The 16,517-nt window shown below is 70.4% G+C and carries 11 protein-coding genes, 1 tRNA gene and 2 pseudogenes; 9 read left to right on the plus strand and 5 right to left on the minus strand.

All coding sequences use genetic code 11. The annotated features are described in order from the left end of the window. Positions 1-82 precede the first annotated feature (82 nt). The 9 genes and pseudogenes from ACHMXE_RS17010 (at position 83) to paoC (ending at position 9,124) form a co-directional block, all read left to right on the plus strand. Positions 83-1,091 (plus strand): annotated as a pseudogene (locus ACHMXE_RS17010) (serine/threonine protein kinase). A 49-nt stretch (positions 1,092-1,140) separates the two neighbouring features. Next, the gene (locus ACHMXE_RS17015) at positions 1,141-2,052 is read left to right on the plus strand and encodes a PP2C family serine/threonine-protein phosphatase (protein ID WP_057595161.1); all 912 of its coding nucleotides are present in this window, start codon (positions 1,141-1,143) and stop codon (positions 2,050-2,052) included. 66 nt (positions 2,053-2,118) lie between these two features. After that, the gene (gene rph / locus ACHMXE_RS17020; protein WP_395350312.1) at positions 2,119-2,850 is read left to right on the plus strand and encodes a ribonuclease PH; all 732 of its coding nucleotides are present in this window, start codon (positions 2,119-2,121) and stop codon (positions 2,848-2,850) included. Positions 2,851-2,902: 52 nt separating this feature from the next. After that, positions 2,903-3,502 carry an RdgB/HAM1 family non-canonical purine NTP pyrophosphatase gene (gene rdgB / locus ACHMXE_RS17025; protein ID WP_395350313.1) on the plus strand — a complete coding sequence of 200 codons (600 nt, stop codon included), beginning with the start codon at positions 2,903-2,905 and terminating at the stop codon, positions 3,500-3,502. After that, the gene (hemW, locus tag ACHMXE_RS17030; protein WP_395350315.1) at positions 3,493-4,767 is read left to right on the plus strand and encodes a radical SAM family heme chaperone HemW; all 1,275 of its coding nucleotides are present in this window, start codon (positions 3,493-3,495) and stop codon (positions 4,765-4,767) included. The genes rdgB and hemW overlap by 10 nt, the downstream gene beginning before the upstream one ends. A gap of 35 nt (positions 4,768-4,802) precedes the next feature. After that, positions 4,803-4,890, plus strand: a tRNA-Ser gene (locus tag ACHMXE_RS17035). Between the two features lie 414 nt (positions 4,891-5,304). Beyond that, positions 5,305-5,961, plus strand: coding sequence for an aldehyde dehydrogenase iron-sulfur subunit PaoA (paoA, locus tag ACHMXE_RS17040; RefSeq protein WP_093341126.1), 657 nt, complete (start codon positions 5,305-5,307; stop codon positions 5,959-5,961). Next, positions 5,958-6,908, plus strand: coding sequence for an FAD binding domain-containing protein (locus ACHMXE_RS17045; RefSeq protein ID WP_395350316.1), 951 nt, complete (start codon positions 5,958-5,960; stop codon positions 6,906-6,908). The genes paoA and ACHMXE_RS17045 overlap by 4 nt, the downstream gene beginning before the upstream one ends. A gap of 5 nt (positions 6,909-6,913) precedes the next feature. Further along, a complete protein-coding gene (paoC, locus tag ACHMXE_RS17050) occupies positions 6,914-9,124 on the plus strand; it encodes an aldehyde oxidoreductase molybdenum-binding subunit PaoC (RefSeq protein ID WP_395350317.1) in 2,211 nt (736 codons plus the stop codon). Between the two features lie 6 nt (positions 9,125-9,130). On the opposite strand, the gene ACHMXE_RS17055 is transcribed toward paoC, so the two are convergent. The 5 genes and pseudogenes from ACHMXE_RS17055 to ACHMXE_RS17075 all read right to left on the minus strand — a co-directional run bounded on the left by ACHMXE_RS17055 (position 9,131) and on the right by ACHMXE_RS17075 (position 16,508). Then, positions 9,131-10,222 carry an agmatine/peptidylarginine deiminase gene (locus ACHMXE_RS17055; RefSeq protein WP_395350318.1) on the minus strand — a complete coding sequence of 364 codons (1,092 nt, stop codon included), beginning with the start codon at positions 10,220-10,222 and terminating at the stop codon, positions 9,131-9,133. 28 nt (positions 10,223-10,250) lie between these two features. Beyond that, positions 10,251-11,411, minus strand: a complete 1,161-nt coding sequence (locus ACHMXE_RS17060) for an agmatine/peptidylarginine deiminase (RefSeq protein WP_395350319.1) — start codon at positions 11,409-11,411, stop codon at positions 10,251-10,253. Positions 11,412-11,487: 76 nt separating this feature from the next. After that, positions 11,488-12,372 (minus strand): LysR family transcriptional regulator, encoded by an 885-nt coding sequence (locus ACHMXE_RS17065; protein WP_395350320.1) that lies wholly within the window; start codon positions 12,370-12,372, stop codon positions 11,488-11,490. Between the two features lie 53 nt (positions 12,373-12,425). Then, positions 12,426-15,495, minus strand: a pseudogene (locus tag ACHMXE_RS17070) (FAD-binding and (Fe-S)-binding domain-containing protein). Positions 15,496-15,515: 20 nt separating this feature from the next. Continuing rightward, entirely contained in the window at positions 15,516-16,508 is a 993-nt protein-coding gene (locus tag ACHMXE_RS17075; RefSeq protein ID WP_395350321.1) for a tripartite tricarboxylate transporter substrate binding protein, read from the minus strand. Positions 16,509-16,517 lie beyond the last annotated feature (9 nt).

A 16,517-nucleotide genomic window follows, 5' to 3' on the forward strand; every position in this document is an offset into this window, starting at 1 on the left:
CTGTGGTTCTGCTTGCATTCACCGAGGCACCGGCACGGCGTTCGCTTGCCGCACCATCGCCTTCGGGCGAAACTCCCGGATTATGTCAAAGGTCAAGCCGTCACCTCTGCCGCCCGATACGATCATCGGTGGCTACCGCATCGTTCGCAGGTTGTCGGCGGGCGGTTTCGGGGTGGTGTACCTGGCGATCGACCCCAGCGGCCAGCAGGTCGCGGTCAAGGAGTATCTCCCGTCTTCGCTCGCCACCCGCGGCCCCGGCGAACTCGCCCCGCAGGTGCCGGCCGAGAAGCTCTCGCTGTACCGCCTCGGCCTCAAGAGCTTCTTCGAGGAAGGCCGCTCGCTCGCCCAGATCTCGCATGCCTCGGTGGTCAGCGTGCTCAACTTCTTCCGCGAGAACGAGACCGTCTACATGGTCATGAACTACCTGGAGGGCGCGACCCTGCAGGACTTCGTGGTCACCGCGCGCGACCTCAAGCGGCAGAAGGTGTTCCGCGAATCGACCATCCGCTCGCTGTTCGACGAGATCCTGCGTGGCCTGCGCATCGTGCACCAGTACAAGATGCTGCACCTCGACATCAAGCCCGCCAACATCTTCGTCACCGACGACGACCGGGCCGTGCTGATCGACTTCGGCGCCGCGCGCGAGGTGCTCAGCAAGGAAGGCATCTTCATCCGCCCGATGTACACGCCCGGCTTCGCCGCGCCCGAGATGTACCGCCGCGATTCATCGATGGGCCCCTGGACCGACATCTACGCGATCGGCGCCTGCATCTACGCCTGCATGCAGGGCTACCCGCCCAACGACGCGCCGCGCCGCATCGAGAAGGACCGCCTGAGCCTCTCGCTGTCGCGCCTGCGTGGCGTCTTATTCCGACAACCTCATCGAGGTGGTCGAGTGGTGCATGTCGCTCGATCCGCTCTCGCGCCCGCAGTCCGTGTTCGCGCTGCAGAAGGAACTCAGCCGCGAGGGCGAGCGCCGCTACACCAAGCTCACGGTGAGCGAGAAGGTGCGCCTCTCGATCGACAACATCCGCTCCTTCGACAAGAAGAGCGCGCCCCGCGCGGCGGCACCGACGACCCGTCCGGCATGAAGACGCAGCGCATCGCCTCCTCGATCCTTGCCCGCCTGGAGACGCGGCCATGAAGTTTTCCGTCTTCCAGGTCAGCCGCAAGGGCGGCCGCGTCAAGAACGAAGACCGCATGGGCTACTGCTACACGCGCGAATCGGGCCTGTTCGTGCTGGCCGACGGCATGGGCGGCCATCCCGAAGGCGAGGTGGCCGCGCAGATCGCGCTGCAGACCGTGGCCGCGCTCTACCAGCGCGAGGCGCGGCCGATGGTGAAGGACCCCAAGGCCTTCCTCGCCGAATCGGCGATGGCTGCGCACCAGCAGATCATGCGTTACGCCAGCAGCAAGGCGATGCTCGACACGCCGCGCACCACCGTCGTCGCGGCCGTGCTGCAGGCCGGCATGGCCACCTGGATGCACTGCGGCGACTCGCGCCTGTACGTCGTGCGCGACGGCCGGCTGCTGGTGCGCACGCTCGACCATTCGCATGCCGAGCGCCCGCGCCACCGCGGCGTGTCCGAGTCCTCGCCCGCCAACCGCAACCTGCTGCTCACCTGCCTCGGCTCGCCCACCACGCCGCTGTTCGACGTGTCGGCCCCGCTCGCGCTGCAGCGCGGCGACCGCATCATGCTGTGCTCCGACGGCGTCTGGGGCGTGCTCGACGACGCGCTCATCGTGCACACCCTGTCGTCGGGCAAGCCCGTGTCCGATGCCGCCCCCGACCTCGCCGAGATGGCGCTGCGCAAGGGCGGCTCGCACAGCGACAACGTGACGCTGATCGCGCTCGAGTGGGAGATGCCCGACGCGCCCGGCGAGGAGCCCGGCATCTCCACCGACAGCATCAGCGACGGCGTGTTCGCCTCGACCATCCAGGCCGGCATGCTTGCCGACGACGAGATCGAGGACCTCGACGAGGACGCCATCGAGCGTTCCATCGCCGAGATCAACGAAGCCATCCGGCGTTCGGCGGCCCGCAAGACCTGAATCGTTCCGCGCCATCCCGACCGGGGGCGTACCCGCGTTTTTCCTTTCCTTTTTCTTCAGCAGACCATGACAGCTTTCACCCGTAGCGGCGGCCGCGCCGCCGACCAGTTGCGCTCCGTGCGCATCACGCGCGGCTTCACCATCCACGCCGAGGGCTCGGTGCTGATCGAGTTCGGCCAGACGCGCGTGCTGTGCACCGCCTCGGTCGAGGAGAAGGTGCCGCCGCACAAGAAGGGCAGCGGCGAAGGCTGGGTCACGGCCGAATACGGCATGCTGCCGCGCGCCACCCACACCCGCAGCAGCCGCGAGGCCGCCAAGGGCAAGCAGACCGGCCGCACGCAGGAGATCCAGCGCCTCATCGGCCGCTCGATGCGCGCCGTGTTCGACCTCGCCGCGCTCGGCGAACGCACCATCCACCTCGACTGCGACGTGCTGCAGGCCGACGGCGGCACCCGCACCGCCGCCATCACCGGCGCCTTCGTCGCCGCGCAGGACGCCGTCAACAAGCTGATCGCCGCCGGAGCGCTGGCCGCTTCGCCGATCAAGGGCCATGTCGCCGCCATCTCGGTGGGCATCGTCGGTGGCACGCCGCTGCTCGACCTCGAGTACACCGAGGACTCCGCTTGCGACACCGACATGAACGTCGTCATGACCGGCGCCGGCCACTTCGTCGAAGTGCAGGGCACGGCCGAGGGCGTGGCCTTCACGCGCGAAGAGATGAACCTGCTGCTGGGCCTGGCCGAAAAGGGCATCGGCGAACTCGTCGTCCTGCAGCAGCAGGCCCTGCAGTCGAAGTAGCAGCCATGAACCGCGGCCCGCAGAAGGCCGCCGCAGTTATTCCTTTCCACGTATGAAACTCGTCCTGGCTTCCAACAACGCCGGCAAACTGGCCGAACTGCAGCAGCTCTTCGCCGAACTCGACGTCACGCTCGTGCGGCAGTCGGAGCTCGGCGTGAGCGAGGCCGAGGAGCCGTTCCGCACCTTCGTCGAGAACGCCCTGACCAAGGCGCGCCACGCCAGCGCCGCCACCGGCCTGCCCGCCATCGCCGACGACGCCGGCCTGTGCGTCGATGCCTTCGGCGGCCTGCCGGGCGTCGACACCGCCTACTACGCCACCCAGTTCGGCTATCCCAAGGGCGATGCCAACAACGTGAAGGCGCTGCTCGAGCAACTGGCCGGACAGGCCAACCGCCGCGCCGCGCTCGTCAGCACACTGGTCGCGCTGCGCCGCCACGACGACCCCGAGCCGCTGATCGCGGTCGGCCGCGTGGCCGGCGAGATCGCGCCGGCGCCGGTCGGCGACAACGGCTTCGGCTTCGACCCCGTGATGTACCTGCCCGCCTTCGGCCAGACCTTCGCCCAGCTCACGCCCGAGGTGAAGAATGCCCACAGCCACCGCGGCCAGGCCGCGCGCGCCATGCTGGCGCTGATGCGCGAGCGATGGCTGTGACCGGCCCCTCGTCCATCGTTCCCATCCAGCCCGCCGCGCCGGTCGGCGCGCCGCATGCCAACGACGTGCTGCACTGGATGCGCCCGGGCCCGCTGCAGCTGACGGCGCTGCCGCCGCTCACGCTGTACATCCACCTGCCGTGGTGCCTGCGCAAGTGCCCGTACTGCGACTTCAATTCCCACGAGTGGCGCGCCACGAGCACCGCCGAGGCCGACGGCATGCCCGAGTCCGCCTACATCGACGCGCTCATTGCCGACCTCGACGCCGCGCTGCCGCTGATCTGGGGCCGCGGCGTGCAGGCCATCTTCATCGGCGGCGGCACCCCGAGCCTGTTCTCGCCCCGGGCCATCGACCGCCTGCTGGGCGACGTGCGCGCGCGCTTGAAGCTCACGCCCGATTGCGAGATCACGCTCGAGGCCAACCCCGGCACCTTCGAGCGCGACCGCTTCCGCGCCTACCGCGCGGCCGGCGTCACCCGGCTGTCGCTGGGTGTGCAGAGCTTCAACGACGAGCACCTGAAGGCGCTGGGCCGCGTGCACGACCGCGCCCAGGCGATCGCCGCCGCCGAGGAGGCCGCGGCCTCGTTCGACACCTTCAACCTCGACCTCATGTACGCGCTGCCGGGCCAGTCGATCGAGCAGCTCGATGCCGACCTCACGCAGGCGCTCGCGCTCGCGCCGCCGCACCTGTCGGTCTACCACCTCACCATCGAGCCGAACACCTGGTTCGCCAAGTTCCCGCCGCAACTGCCCGAGGACGACATCGCCTACGCCATGCTCGACCGCATCACCGAGCGCACCGGCGCCATCGGCATGTCGCGCTACGAGGTCTCGGCCTATGCGAGGCCCGGCCACACCTGCGCGCACAACCTCAACTACTGGCAGTTCGGCGACTACCTCGGCATTGGCGCCGGCGCCCACAGCAAACTCAGCTTCGCCCATCGCATCGTGCGCCAGGTGCGCTTTCGCGAGCCGCGCCTGTACATGGACAACGCCCGTGCCGGCACCGCCGTCGCGCAGAGCGAAGAGGTCGCGCTGGCCGACCTGCCGTTCGAGTTCATGCTGAACGCCATGCGCCTGAAGGCCGGCTTCACGCTGATGCAGTTCGGCGAGCGCACCGGCCTGGCCTTCACCGCGATCCAGCGCGGCCTGGAGGAGGCCGAGCGCAAGGGCCTCGTCGAACGCGACCTGAGCCGCGTGTGGCCCACCGAGCGCGGGCTCGATTTCCTCAGCGACCTGCAGACCCTGTTCCTGCCCGAGGACTGAGCACGGGGCGGGCTCGGCATAGAATCGCCGGCTCCGGAGAGTTGGGTGAGTGGTTTAAACCAGCAGTCTTGAAAACTGCCGACGGGCGACCGTCCGTGAGTTCGAATCTCACACTCTCCGCCAGGATCATCCAGGTCAGTTTCTGAAAGTCCCGCGCAGCCCATGCGACGGGACTTTTTTCGTTGGGATGCAGGTAGGCGCGACCGTGTTGCTGGCTCGCAGCGTCAGGCGTAGCCACAGCCACTTGTAAGCCCGCCTTCTTACACGCGAACGTTCGCATCGCCGCGCGACTGCACAAGCTCGTCGAATCAGGCAAGAAAACGCGCGAAACGCGCAATCGATTCTGCGAGCACGTCCCAAGAATGGTGCTTCGCCACGCCCACACCAGACGGGCGAACGAGCGCTGGCGCCCAGGGTCCTCGCGCGACGAGCCCCCACGGGACCCAACAGCCTCCCTTCTCCTACTGCGAACCCCGGTGGCTCGCGCTATCAGAGTGTTCCCACGCGCACCCGACCCTCGAACAACAGGAGTCCCCCATGGAAAGCCCCACGACATCGCCCTCGACGTCAATCACCCGGCGCGACGCGCTCATCGCGACCGCCGCCACCGCCGCGGCGGTCTCGTCTCATTTGCCCGCTGCGGCCGCACCGGCCGCGGCATCACCACCGCCCACGAACATGCCTCCCACCCGACTCTCGCTGCAGGTCAATGGCCAATCGCATGCGCTCGAACTCGACACGCGCACGACCCTGCTCGACGCACTGCGCGAACACCTGCACCTGACCGGCACCAAGAAGGGCTGCGACCATGGCCAGTGCGGCGCCTGCACCGTGCTGCTCGACGGACGCCGCATCAATTCCTGCCTCACGCTCGCGGTCATGCACGAGGGCGCCCAGGTCACGACCATTGAAGGACTCGGCACGCCGCAGGCCATGCATCCGCTGCAGGCCGCGTTCGTCAAGCACGACGGCTACCAGTGCGGCTACTGCACGCCGGGCCAGATCTGTTCGGCGGTCGGCGCCATCGACGAGGTGCGCCGCGGGGTGCCCAGCCACGTGAGCGCCGATCTCACGGCGCGGCCGCTGCTGTCGGCCGACGAGCTGCGCGAGCGCATGAGCGGCAACATCTGTCGATGCGGCGCCTACTCGAACATCGTCGACGCCATCACCGAGGTGGCCGGGAGCCGCGCATGAAGCCCTTCACCTACGAACGCGCGCAGACGCCCGCGCAGGCCGCGGCGGCCGTGGCCGGCCATCCCGGCGCCAAGTTCATCGCGGGCGGCACCAATCTGCTCGACCTGATGAAGCTGCAGATCGAGGCGCCGGTGCACCTGGTCGACGTGAACCCGCTGAAGCTCGACCGCATCGAGGCGACCACCGACGGCGGCCTGCGCATCGGCGCGCTGGTGCGCAACACCGACCTGGCGTCCGACGAGCGCGTGCGCCGCGACTACGGCGTGCTGTCGCGCGCGCTGCTGGCCGGCGCCTCGGGCCAGCTGCGCAACAAGGCGACCACGGCCGGCAACCTGCTGCAGCGCACGCGCTGTCCCTACTTCTACGACACCGACCAGCCCTGCAACAAGCGCCGTCCCGGCAGCGGCTGCAGCGCCATCGGCGGCGTGACGCGGCAGCTCGCGGTGATCGGCGCCAGCCAGGCCTGCATCGCGACCCATCCGAGCGACATGGCGGTGGCGATGCGCGTGCTCGACGCGGCCGTCGAGACCGTGAAGCCCGACGGACGCACGCGCGTGATTCCGATCGCCGACTTCCACCGGCTGCCCGGCGACACGCCGCACATCGAGACCGCGCTCGAGCGCGACGAACTGATCACCAGCGTGACCTTGCCGCGGCCCGTGGGCGGCACGCAGATCTACCGCAAGGTGCGCGATCGCGCCTCCTATGCCTTCGCGCTGGTGTCGGTGGCGGCCATCGTGCAGCGCGACGGCACCGGGCGCGTGGCGCTCGGCGGCGTGGCGCACAAGCCGTGGCGCATCGAGGCCGCCGAGGCGGCGATGCCGCAGGGCGCGCGCGCGGTGAGCGCACGGCTGCTGGCCGATGCGCGGCCGACCCACGAGAACGCATTCAAGTTGTCATTGGCCGAACGCGCGCTCGCGGCGGCCCTGGTGCAGGCGAGGAGCTGAACATCATGAAATTCGACACCCCCGCGACCACCAACGCGATCGACCAGCTCAAGGTCATCGGCCGCCCGACCGACCGCATCGACGGCCCGGTCAAGACCACCGGCAGCGCGCGCTATGCCTACGAGCGCCACGCCGAAGTGCCCGGCGCGGCCTACGGCTACGTGATCGGCGCCGGCATCGCCAAGGGCCGCATCGCCTCGATGGACCTGCGCGCCGCGCAGGCCGCGCCGGGCGTGCTGGCGATCGTCACCGCGCGCAATGCCGGCAAGCTCGCCAAGGGCGACTTCAACACGGCCAAGCTGCTGGCAGGCCCCGAGATCGACCACTACCACCAGGCGGTGGCCGTGGTCGTGGCCCAGAGCTTCGAGCAGGCGCGCGCCGCGGCGCAACTGGTGCGCATCGAGTACACGCGCGCGGCCGGCCGCTTCGACCTCGCTGCCGAGATGGCGTCGGCGAAGCCGCCCAAGGCCAATCCCATGTCGGGCGAGCCGGAGACCAGGGTCGGCGATTTCGCGGGCGCCTTCGCCGCGGCGCCGGTGCAGCTCGACGCGACCTACAGCACACCCGACGAGTCGCACGCGATGATGGAACCGCATGCCTCCATCGCGCAGTGGCAGGGCGACCGACTCACGATCTGGACCGCCAACCAGATGATCGCCTGGGGCGTGGGCGACGTCGCCAAGACGCTGGGCATCCCGAAGGAGAACGTGCGCCTGGTCTCGCCCTTCATCGGCGGCGGCTTCGGCGGCAAGCTGTTCGTGCGCGCCGATGCGCTGCTCGCCGCGCTGGGCGCGCGCGCGGCGCGCCGGCCCGTGAAAGTGGCGTTGACGCGGCCGCTGATGATCAACAACACCACGCACCGGCCCGCGACCGTGCAGCGCATCCGCATCGGCGCCGCGCGCGATGGCCGCATCACGGCCATCGCGCACGAGGGCTGGTCGGGCGACCTCGAGGGCGGCCAGCCCGAGACGGCGGTCAACCAGACGCGGCTGCTGTATGCCGGCGCGAACCGGCTCACGGCCACGCGGCTCGCGGTGCTCGACCTGCCCGAGGGCAACGCGATGCGCGCGCCCGGCGAGGCGCCGGGCCTGATGGCGCTCGAGGTCGCGATGGACGAGATGGCCGAGAAGCTCGGAATCGATCCGATCGCGTTCCGCGTGCTCAACGACACCCAGGTCGATCCCGAGAAGCCCGAGCGCCCGTACTCGCAGCGCAGCCTCATCGAATGCCTGCGCACCGGCGCCGAGCGCTTCGGCTGGAACCGGCGCAGCGCGTCGCCGGGCCAACAGCGCGACGGCCGCTGGCTCGTGGGCATGGGCGTGGCCGCGGCCTTCCGCAACAACCTGCTCACGAAGTCGGCCGCGCGCGTGCGGCTCGACAACCGCGGCATGGTCACGGTGGAAACCGACATGACCGACATCGGCACCGGCTCGTACACCATCATCGCGCAGACCGCCGCCGAGACCATGGGGCTGCCGCTCGACAAGGTGCAGGTGCGGCTCGGCGATTCGGCCTATCCGGCCTCGGCCGGCTCGGGCGGGCAGTGGGGCGCGAACAACTCGACCTCGGGCGTGTTCGCGGCCTGCATGAAGCTGCGCGAGGCGGTGGCGGGCAAGCTGGGCTTCGCGGTCGCCGATGCGAGCTTTGCCGACGGCATGGTGCGCGCCGGCGAGCGCGCGGTGCCGCTGGCCGAGGCCGCGGGCGCCGAGGGCCTGTCGGCCGAGGACGGCATAGAGTACGGCGACCTCGACAAGAAGTACCAGCAGTCGACCTTCGGCGCGCACTTCGTCGAGGTCGGCGTCGATGCCGTCACCGGCGAGATCCGCGTGCGGCGCATGCTCGCGGTCTGCGCCGCGGGCCGCATCCTCAACCCCAAGGCCGCGCGCAGCCAGGTGATCGGCGCGATGACCATGGGCGTGGGCGGCGCGCTGATGGAGGAGCTGGCGGTCGACAAGCGGCACGGCTTCTTCGTCAACCACGACCTCGCGGGCTACGAGGTGCCGGTGCATGCCGACATCCCGCACCAGGACGTGGTCTTCCTCGACGAGACCGACCCGATCTCCTCGCCGATGAAGGCCAAGGGCGTGGGCGAGCTCGGCATGTGCGGCGTCGCGGCCGCGGTTGCCAACGCGGTCTACAACGCGACCGGCATCCGCGTGCGCAGCTATCCGATCACGCTCGACAAGCTGCTCGATCGGCTGCCGCCGGTGGCCTGAGGAACTTCAACGCGGCTGCTGCTGCGTGGTGCAGTGGATGCCGCCGCCGCCCGCGGCGATGGCATCGATGTCCAGCTGCACCACCTCGCGCTGCGGGAACAGCTCGCGCAGCAATGCGCGGGCGTTGCCGTCGGCGCGCGCATCGCCGAACTGCGGCGCGATGACGGCGCCGTTGCAGACGTAGAAGTTGATGTAGCCGGCCGCGAACTCCTCGCCGTCGTAGGCGTCGCGCACCGAGTCCGGCCCCGCGAGCACTTCCACGCGCAGCCGCTGGCCGCGCGCGTCGGTGGCCTGCCGCAGGATCTCGAGGTGGCGCCGGGTCACGGCGTGGTCGTAGGAATCGGGGTCGTTCTCGAGGCCCGCCACCACGATGCCCGGTGCCGCGAAGCGCGCATAGAAGTCGGTGTGGCCGTCGGTGATGTCGCGGCCCGCGATGCCGGGCAGCCAGATGATCTTGCGCAGGCCCAGTAGGCGCCGCAGCTCGGCCTCGCAGTCCTCCTTGCGCCAGCCGGGATTGCGGTTGGCGTTGAGCACGCAGCTCTCGGTGATCAGCGCCGTGCCCGCGCCGTCGACCTCGATGCCGCCGCCCTCGAGCACCAGCTCCGTCGCCAGCGGCCGTGCCTTGGCGGCATCGCTCACGTAGCCGGCTACCTCGGCATCGTCGGCATGGGCCTGCTTGCCGCCCCAGCCGTTGAAGTTGAAGTCGACGCCGCCCCATTCGCCGGCGCCATTGCGCACGAACACCGGCCCGGTGTCGCGCATCCAGAGGTCGTCCACCGGCTGCACCTCGAGCCGCACGCGGTTGCCGCACAGGCGAGCGGCCAGGTCGTGTTCGCGTTCGCGCACCAGCAGGTGCACGGGTTCGAACTCGGCGATGGTGCGCGCGATGCGGGCCAGGTGCTGGCGCACCGGCGTCAGCAGGCGCCGGCCCCAGATCGCCTCGCTCGGGCCGAAGGACATCCAGGTGGCGCGGTGCGGCGCGGCTTCGTCGGGCATCTGCCAGCTGTCGGGCGCGGCTGCGGGTGCGATGGCGATGCAGCCCAGCGGCGCGAGGCCGAGGGCGCTGGTCAGGCGGCGGCGGGTCATCGAGAAATGCATGTCGGTCTCCTGGCGAAAGCGTTCGGGGTCACGCCGGCTCCTGCAGCGTGGTGCAGTGGATGCCGCCGCCGCCCGCGGCGATGGCATCGATGTCGAGCTGCACGACCTGGTGGCTCGGCAGTTCCGCGGACAGCGCCGCGCGGGCCGCCCCATCGGCCGCCGCATCGCCGAACTCGGGCAGGAACAGGGCCTTGTCGGTCAGCAGGAAATTCACGTAGCCGGCCGCGAACTCCTTGCGTGCGTAGATGGGGCGCACCCGGCCCGGCGTGGCCAGCGTGACGATGCGCAGGGCGCGTCCGCGCGCATCGGTCGCCGTGCGCAGCAGTTCCAGGTGGCGCCGGGTCACGGCATGGTCGAAGGACTCGGGGTCGTTGTCCAGTGCCGCCACCACCACGCCCGGCTTGAGGAAGCGTGCATAGAAGTCGGTATGACCATCGGTGATGTCGCGGTTGGCGATGCCGGGCAGCCAGATGATCTTGGTGAGTCCCAGCAGGCGCTGGAGCTCTTCCTCGGCCGCGGCCTTGGTCACGCCCGGGTTGCGGTTCTCGTTGAGCACGCAGCTCTCGGTGACGATGGCCGTGCCTTCGCCGTCGACCTCGATGCCGCCGCCTTCGAGCACCAGGCGGCTGCGCAGCAGCGGCACGCCCGCGAGCCCGGCCATGCGCGCCGCCACCGTGGCGTCGCGCGCATGCGGCTGCTTGCGGCCCCAGCCGTTGAAGTTGAAGTTCACGGCGGCCCGCTCGCCGCGGGCGTTGCGCACGAACACGCAACCGGTGTCGCGCATCCAGAGGTCATCGATCGGGTGTTCGATCAGCTGCACGTTGGAGCCGCAGAGCTGCCGCGCCGTGGCGGCATCCTCGGCGTTCACGAGCATCTTCACCGGCTCATGGACGCTGATCGCATTGGCGATGCGTGCCAGCGCGCGCTGCACCGGCTCGCGCAGCTCGGCGCTCCAGATCGATTCGCGCGCGGCGAACGCCATCCAGACGGCGCGATGGGCACCGCCCTCGTCGGGCATGCGCCAGGTGCTGGCGGGCGCGGGGGAAGGCGCGGGCGCGGGAGCGGGCGCCGGCGGCGGAAAGGGGAGCGCGGGGCCGCCGGCATTGCCGCCGCCACCGCCGCAGGCGCTCAGCAGTCCATGGAAGAGGCCCAGGCCACCGAGGCCCAGGAGTGTTCGTCGAGTCGTCATGAGAATCAGGGTTTCTACGGAGTCCCGGATTCTGTAGACGCTCATTCATCCGCACAATTGATCTTTTCTGGCCATATCAATCGATCTGGCTCATGAAATGACCGTCGTCACGCGCGAACCCCAGCAGGCTGTCGAACACCTCGCGCACCAGCGGTAGCCGCGACGGGCCCTGGGTGCGCGAGATCCAGAGGCTGCCGAGCGGCAGGCTTGGGTACGTCGCGAGGTGGCGCAAGCGGCCGTCGCGCAGCGCATCGTCGGCCGAGAGTCGCGACACCAGCGCGATGCCGCGGCCGCGTAGCGCGGCGTCGAGCAGCAGGCGCGGATCGTCGTAGATCGCGGCCTTGCGCAGCGGGCCGAAGTGCTCGCGGATGAAGGGGCCGATGCGGTCGCTCGTGAGGTCGGCCTCGAGGCACAGCAGGCCGGGCGTGGCATCCGTGTCGGCGTCGGGCAGGCCGACCGCCACCAGTTCGTCGCTCAGCAGCGGCACCTCGAACACGTCCGGCTGCTGCAGCGGCTCGCGCGTGATCGCGATGTCCACGTCGAGCTCATCGATGAAGCGGGCGCTCTCGTCGACCGAGACGATCGGGCACAGATCGGGATGCGCCTGCAGCAGCCGGTCGATGCGCGGCTGCAGCCAGCCGTGCGCGACGGGCGCGGGGCAGACCAGCGTGACGAGGCGGTCGTCCATGTAGGTCTCGATGCGGTGCAGGCCGTGGCGGATCTGCTCGAGCGACTTGCCCACGCTGTCGAGCAGCAGGCCGCCGGCCACGGTCAGCTCCACGCCGCGGCCCTTGCGCCGGAACAGCGGCTGGCCGACCTGCTGCTCGAGCTGCGCGATCTGGTGGCTGATGGCCGATTGCGAGACGTGAAGCTCCTCGGCCGCGCGCGAGTAGTTGCCCAGGCGCGCGGCCGCTTCGAAGCCGATCAGGAATTTGAAGGAGGGCAGTCTGGCGTTGGACATGAGAACCCGGTCGATGGATCGGCGCACAAGATAGCGCCTTTCATCGACGGGGTTCAACGCGCGGTGGCCGCGTCCTCTTCGTCACCACCGCCATACAACTGCGCCAGCACCTCCACCGGATGGCGCAGGCGCCGCGCCTGCAGCCGCTCGACCTGGCTGCGGCACGAATAACCGGTGGCGAGGAATTCCGCCGGCGCGGGCTCGGCTTCCAGCAGCGGCGCCCACGACTGCGAAAAGATCCGCTGCGAGGTCTGCAGGTTGCGCTGCTCGTGGCCGTAGGTGCCCGACATGCCGCAGCAGCCGCTGGCCTGCGCCTCGAGCCGCAGGCCGGCGCGCGCGAACACCTGCGACCACAGCGCGGCGGCCGCGGGCGCGTTGGTCTTCTCGGTGCAATGCGCAAGCAGGCGGAAGTCGCCCGGCACAGCGCGCGGCGGCGCTTCGGCGGGCAGCGCATCGAGCAGCCATTCCTGCGGCAGCAGCACCGCGGGCAGGCGCACCATCCGCGGCAGCTTGGCGTACTCCTGGCGGTAGACCAGCGTCATCGCCGGATCGAGGCCGACCAGCGGCACGCCGCATTGCGCCAGCGCATCGAGCATGTCGGCGTTGCGGCGCGCCGCGCGGTCGAAGGCGCGCAGGAAGCCCTGCACCTGCAGCGGCTTGCCGTTGGGCCGGAAGGGCGCGAGCCACACGGTGCAGCCCAGCCGCGCGGCCAGCGCGATGAAGGCCGCGAGCACCGGCGTCTCGAAGTAGCGCGTGAAGGCGTCCTGCACCAGCACCACCGAGCGCGCGCGCTCGTCGGCGCTCAGCCGTGCCAGCGCCGAGGGCGTGGCGTGGCGCACGTTCCAGCGCCGCAGGATGGCGCCTAAATCGAAGCGGCTCAAGAGCGGCGCATCGACCATGCCGGCATGCCGCGCGAGCAGGCCGCGCACCGCGGGCAGGGCCATCAGGCGGTTGTAGAGCGCCGGCATGCGTGCGAGGCCGGGCATGCTGTATTCGAGCGAGCCGATGAAGTAGTCCTTGAGCGGGCGCAGGTAGCGCGCGTGGTAGAGCTCGAGAAAGCGCGCACGGAACTCCGGCACGTTGACCTTCACCGGGCATTGCCCCGCGCAGGACTTGCAGGCCAGGCAGCCGGCCATTGCCTCGTAGACCTCGTGCGAGAAGTCGTCGGCGTTCGAACGCCGCCGGCCGTTGCGCCAGCGCGCCGGCAACCCGGCCAGGAACGAGGGCTGCCGCGCCGCGGCCTGCAGCACGTCGACGCCGGCCTCGCCCTGCAGCCGCAGCCATTCGCGCAGCAGCGAGGCGCGTCCCTTGGGCGAATGGCGGCGCTCGCGCGTGGCCTTCCACGAGGGGCACATGGCGTCGTCGGGGTCGAAGTCGTAGCAGGCGCCGTTGCCGTTGCAATGCAGGCCGCTGGCATAGCTCTGCCATACGCGCTCGTCGATGCGGCGGTCGGCGTCGGCGCGCATCGGCACTTCGTCGATGCGCAGCAGCGCCGCATCGACGCCCGCGGGCGTCGCGATCTTGCCGGGGTTGAGCTGGTTGTGCGGATCGAAGGCGGCCTTGAGTTCCTGCAGCGACGCATACAGCGGGCCGAAGAAGGCCGGCGCGTATTCGGAGCGCACGCCCTTGCCATGCTCGCCCCAGAGCAGGCCGCCGTACTGCCGCGTGAGCCGCGCCACCGCGTCGGAGAGCGGGCGGATCAGCGCGGCCTGGGCCGGGTCCTTGAGGTCCAGCGCGGGCCGCACGTGCAGCACGCCGGCATCCACGTGGCCGAACATGCCGTACGAGAGGCCATGGCCGTCGAGCAGCGCGCGGAACTCGGCGATGTAGTCGGCGAGCCGCTCGGGCGGCACGGCGGTGTCTTCCACGAAGGGCTGCGGCCGCGCCTCGCCCTGCACATTGCCCAGCAGGCCCACCGCGCGCTTGCGCATCGCATAGACCCGGGTCACGGCGGCATGGCCGGCCGCGATGGTGTGGCCCAGGCGCGCCGCGCCGCCATCGCGCGCGAGGTGCGCGACGAAGGCCGCGACGCGGGTCTCGAGCAGCTCCAGCGAATCGTCGCTGAACTCGACCATGTTGATGCCGCGCGTGGGCGCGCTGTCTTCGCTCGATGGGAAGTATTCGGCCACGCCCTGCCACACGATGTCCTCCATCGCGAGCATCAGCACGCGCGAGTCCACGGTCTCGATCGACAGCGGCGCATGCGCCATCAGCGCCTGGGCATCGCGCAGCGCATCCATGAAGCCCGCATAGCGCACGTTGACCAGCACCGTGTGGCGCGGAATCGGCAGCAGGTGGAGCTCGGCCTCGACGATGAAGCCCAGCGAGCCTTCGGAACCGCAGAGCACGCTGTTGAGGTTGAAGCGCCCGTCGCGCTCGCGCAGGTGCGCGAGGTCGTAGCCGGTGAGGCAGCGGTTGAGCTGGGGAAAGCGTTGCTCGATCAGCGCGGCATCGCGCTCGGCGATCCGGTGCGCGCAGCGCCAGGCATCGCCCACGCGGCCCGGGCGCGCCAGATGGGCCTGGAGTTCATCGGGCCCGGCGGGGGCGGCTCGTGAAGCGCTCGCCGCCCGGCAGCACGACCTCGAGCGCGAGCACGTGGTCGCGCGTCTTGCCGTAGGCGCAGCTGCCCTGCCCGCTCGCGTCGGTGCTGACCATGCCGCCGATGGTGGCGCGGTTCGAGGTCGACAGCTCGGGCGCGAAGAACAGGCCATGCGGCGCGAGCGCCGCGTTGAGCTGGTCCTTGACCACGCCGGCCTGCACGCGCGCCACGCGCCGCACCGGATCGATCCAGACGATGCCGTCGAGGTGCCGCGAGAGGTCGACCGCGATGCCGTCGGTCAGCGACTGCCCGTTGGTGCCGGTGCCGCCGCCGCGCGGCGCGAGCGCCACGCGCCGGTGCTCGTCGCGGTCCATCAGCCTCGCGAGCCGCACCACGTCCTCGGCATGCTTCGGGAACACGACCGCCTGCGGCAGCCGCTGGTAGATCGAGTTATCGGTCGCGAGCACGGTGCGGTCGGCATGGCGCTGGCTGATCTCGCCCTCGAAGCCTTCGGCCGCCAGCGCCGCGAGAAAACGCCGGTAGTGCTGCGCCAGCGTGACCGGGGGTGGAACGTTGGCGATCATGGCCGGCCGTGCAGTGCCGCTCAGTCCGCCTTGAGGCGGCCTTGCTTCACCAGCCGCGTCGCCAGCACGGCGTCTTCCTGCACCAATCGCTGCAGATAGGCCGCGCTCTCGGCGAAGGGCTCGCTGCCCAGTTCGCGGATCGGCTTCGAGAACTCGGTCTCGGCCACCGACTTCGAGATCCAGCCCTGCAGGCTCGCGACGGTCTGCGGCGCGATGCCCCTGGGCGCGAACACGCCGACGAAGGTGGTGGCGTCGAAACTCGGAATGCCCTGCTGCGCCAGGTTCGGCACGCCAGCCAGCATGCCGCCGACCTGCGGGCCGAGCACCAGCAGCGCGCGCAGGCCGCCGCTCTTGATGTGCGGCGCCGAGCTCGTGATCTGGTCGATCACGGCGTCGATCTGGCCGCCGAGCAGGTCGACCACGGCCGGACCCGAACCCTTGTAGGGCACGGCATTGACGCGTGCCTTCGCGGCATCCTCGAGCTGCAGCAGCGCCAGGTGGTTCGGCGAGCCCGGGCCCGCATGGCCGATGGTCACGTTCTCGCTCCTGGCCTGGATCGCCTGCAGGAAGTCGCCCGCGGTCTTGAAGCGCGCATCGTTGGCGCGCACCACCACCACGACGGGCGTGCGGCTCAGCACGGTCACCGGCACGAAGCTGTCGGCGCGGTAGGGCACCTTGATCATCTCGGGCAGGGTGCCGAGCTGGCCCGGCGTGGCCACCAGCAGCGAATGGCCGTCGTTCTCGGCGCGCGCGGCCCAGCCCGTACCCACGGCACCGCCGCCGCCGGCGCGGTTGTCGACGATCACCGACTGCCCCGCATGCCGCGTCAGCGGCACGCCCAGGGTGCGGGCCGTGATGTCCACGTTGCCGCCCGGCGCGAAGGGCACGATCAGCGTGAGGGGCTTGGTCGGAAAGGCGCGGCCCTGCGCCCTGCCGGGCCATGCCGCCGCCGATGCGGCGAGCGCGACGCCGCCCTGGATGAAGGTTCTGCGGTTGAACTTGTTGTCGGTCATTCGAACGTC

The sequence above is a fragment of the Variovorax sp. UC122_21 genome (assembly GCF_044056785.1).
Classification (GTDB): Bacteria; Pseudomonadota; Gammaproteobacteria; order Burkholderiales; family Burkholderiaceae_C; genus Variovorax.

Excerpts from the sequence above, each read along its gene's own strand:
- ACHMXE_RS17055 (WP_395350318.1), bottom strand. The coding sequence starts at position 10,222 with ATGCATTTCTCGATGACCCGCCGCCGCCTGACCAGCGCCCTCGGCCTC.
- ACHMXE_RS17015 (WP_057595161.1), top strand. The coding sequence starts at position 1,141 with ATGAAGTTTTCCGTCTTCCAGGTCAGCCGCAAGGGCGGCCGCGTCAAG.
- ACHMXE_RS17060 (WP_395350319.1), bottom strand. The coding sequence starts at position 11,411 with ATGACGACTCGACGAACACTCCTGGGCCTCGGTGGCCTGGGCCTCTTC.
- paoA (WP_093341126.1), top strand. The coding sequence starts at position 5,305 with ATGGAAAGCCCCACGACATCGCCCTCGACGTCAATCACCCGGCGCGAC.
- ACHMXE_RS17045 (WP_395350316.1), top strand. The coding sequence starts at position 5,958 with ATGAAGCCCTTCACCTACGAACGCGCGCAGACGCCCGCGCAGGCCGCG.
- rdgB (WP_395350313.1), top strand. The coding sequence starts at position 2,903 with ATGAAACTCGTCCTGGCTTCCAACAACGCCGGCAAACTGGCCGAACTG.
- paoC (WP_395350317.1), top strand. The coding sequence starts at position 6,914 with ATGAAATTCGACACCCCCGCGACCACCAACGCGATCGACCAGCTCAAG.
- ACHMXE_RS17075 (WP_395350321.1), bottom strand. The coding sequence starts at position 16,508 with ATGACCGACAACAAGTTCAACCGCAGAACCTTCATCCAGGGCGGCGTC.
- hemW (WP_395350315.1), top strand. The coding sequence starts at position 3,493 with ATGGCTGTGACCGGCCCCTCGTCCATCGTTCCCATCCAGCCCGCCGCG.
- rph (WP_395350312.1), top strand. The coding sequence starts at position 2,119 with ATGACAGCTTTCACCCGTAGCGGCGGCCGCGCCGCCGACCAGTTGCGC.
- ACHMXE_RS17065 (WP_395350320.1), bottom strand. The coding sequence starts at position 12,372 with ATGTCCAACGCCAGACTGCCCTCCTTCAAATTCCTGATCGGCTTCGAA.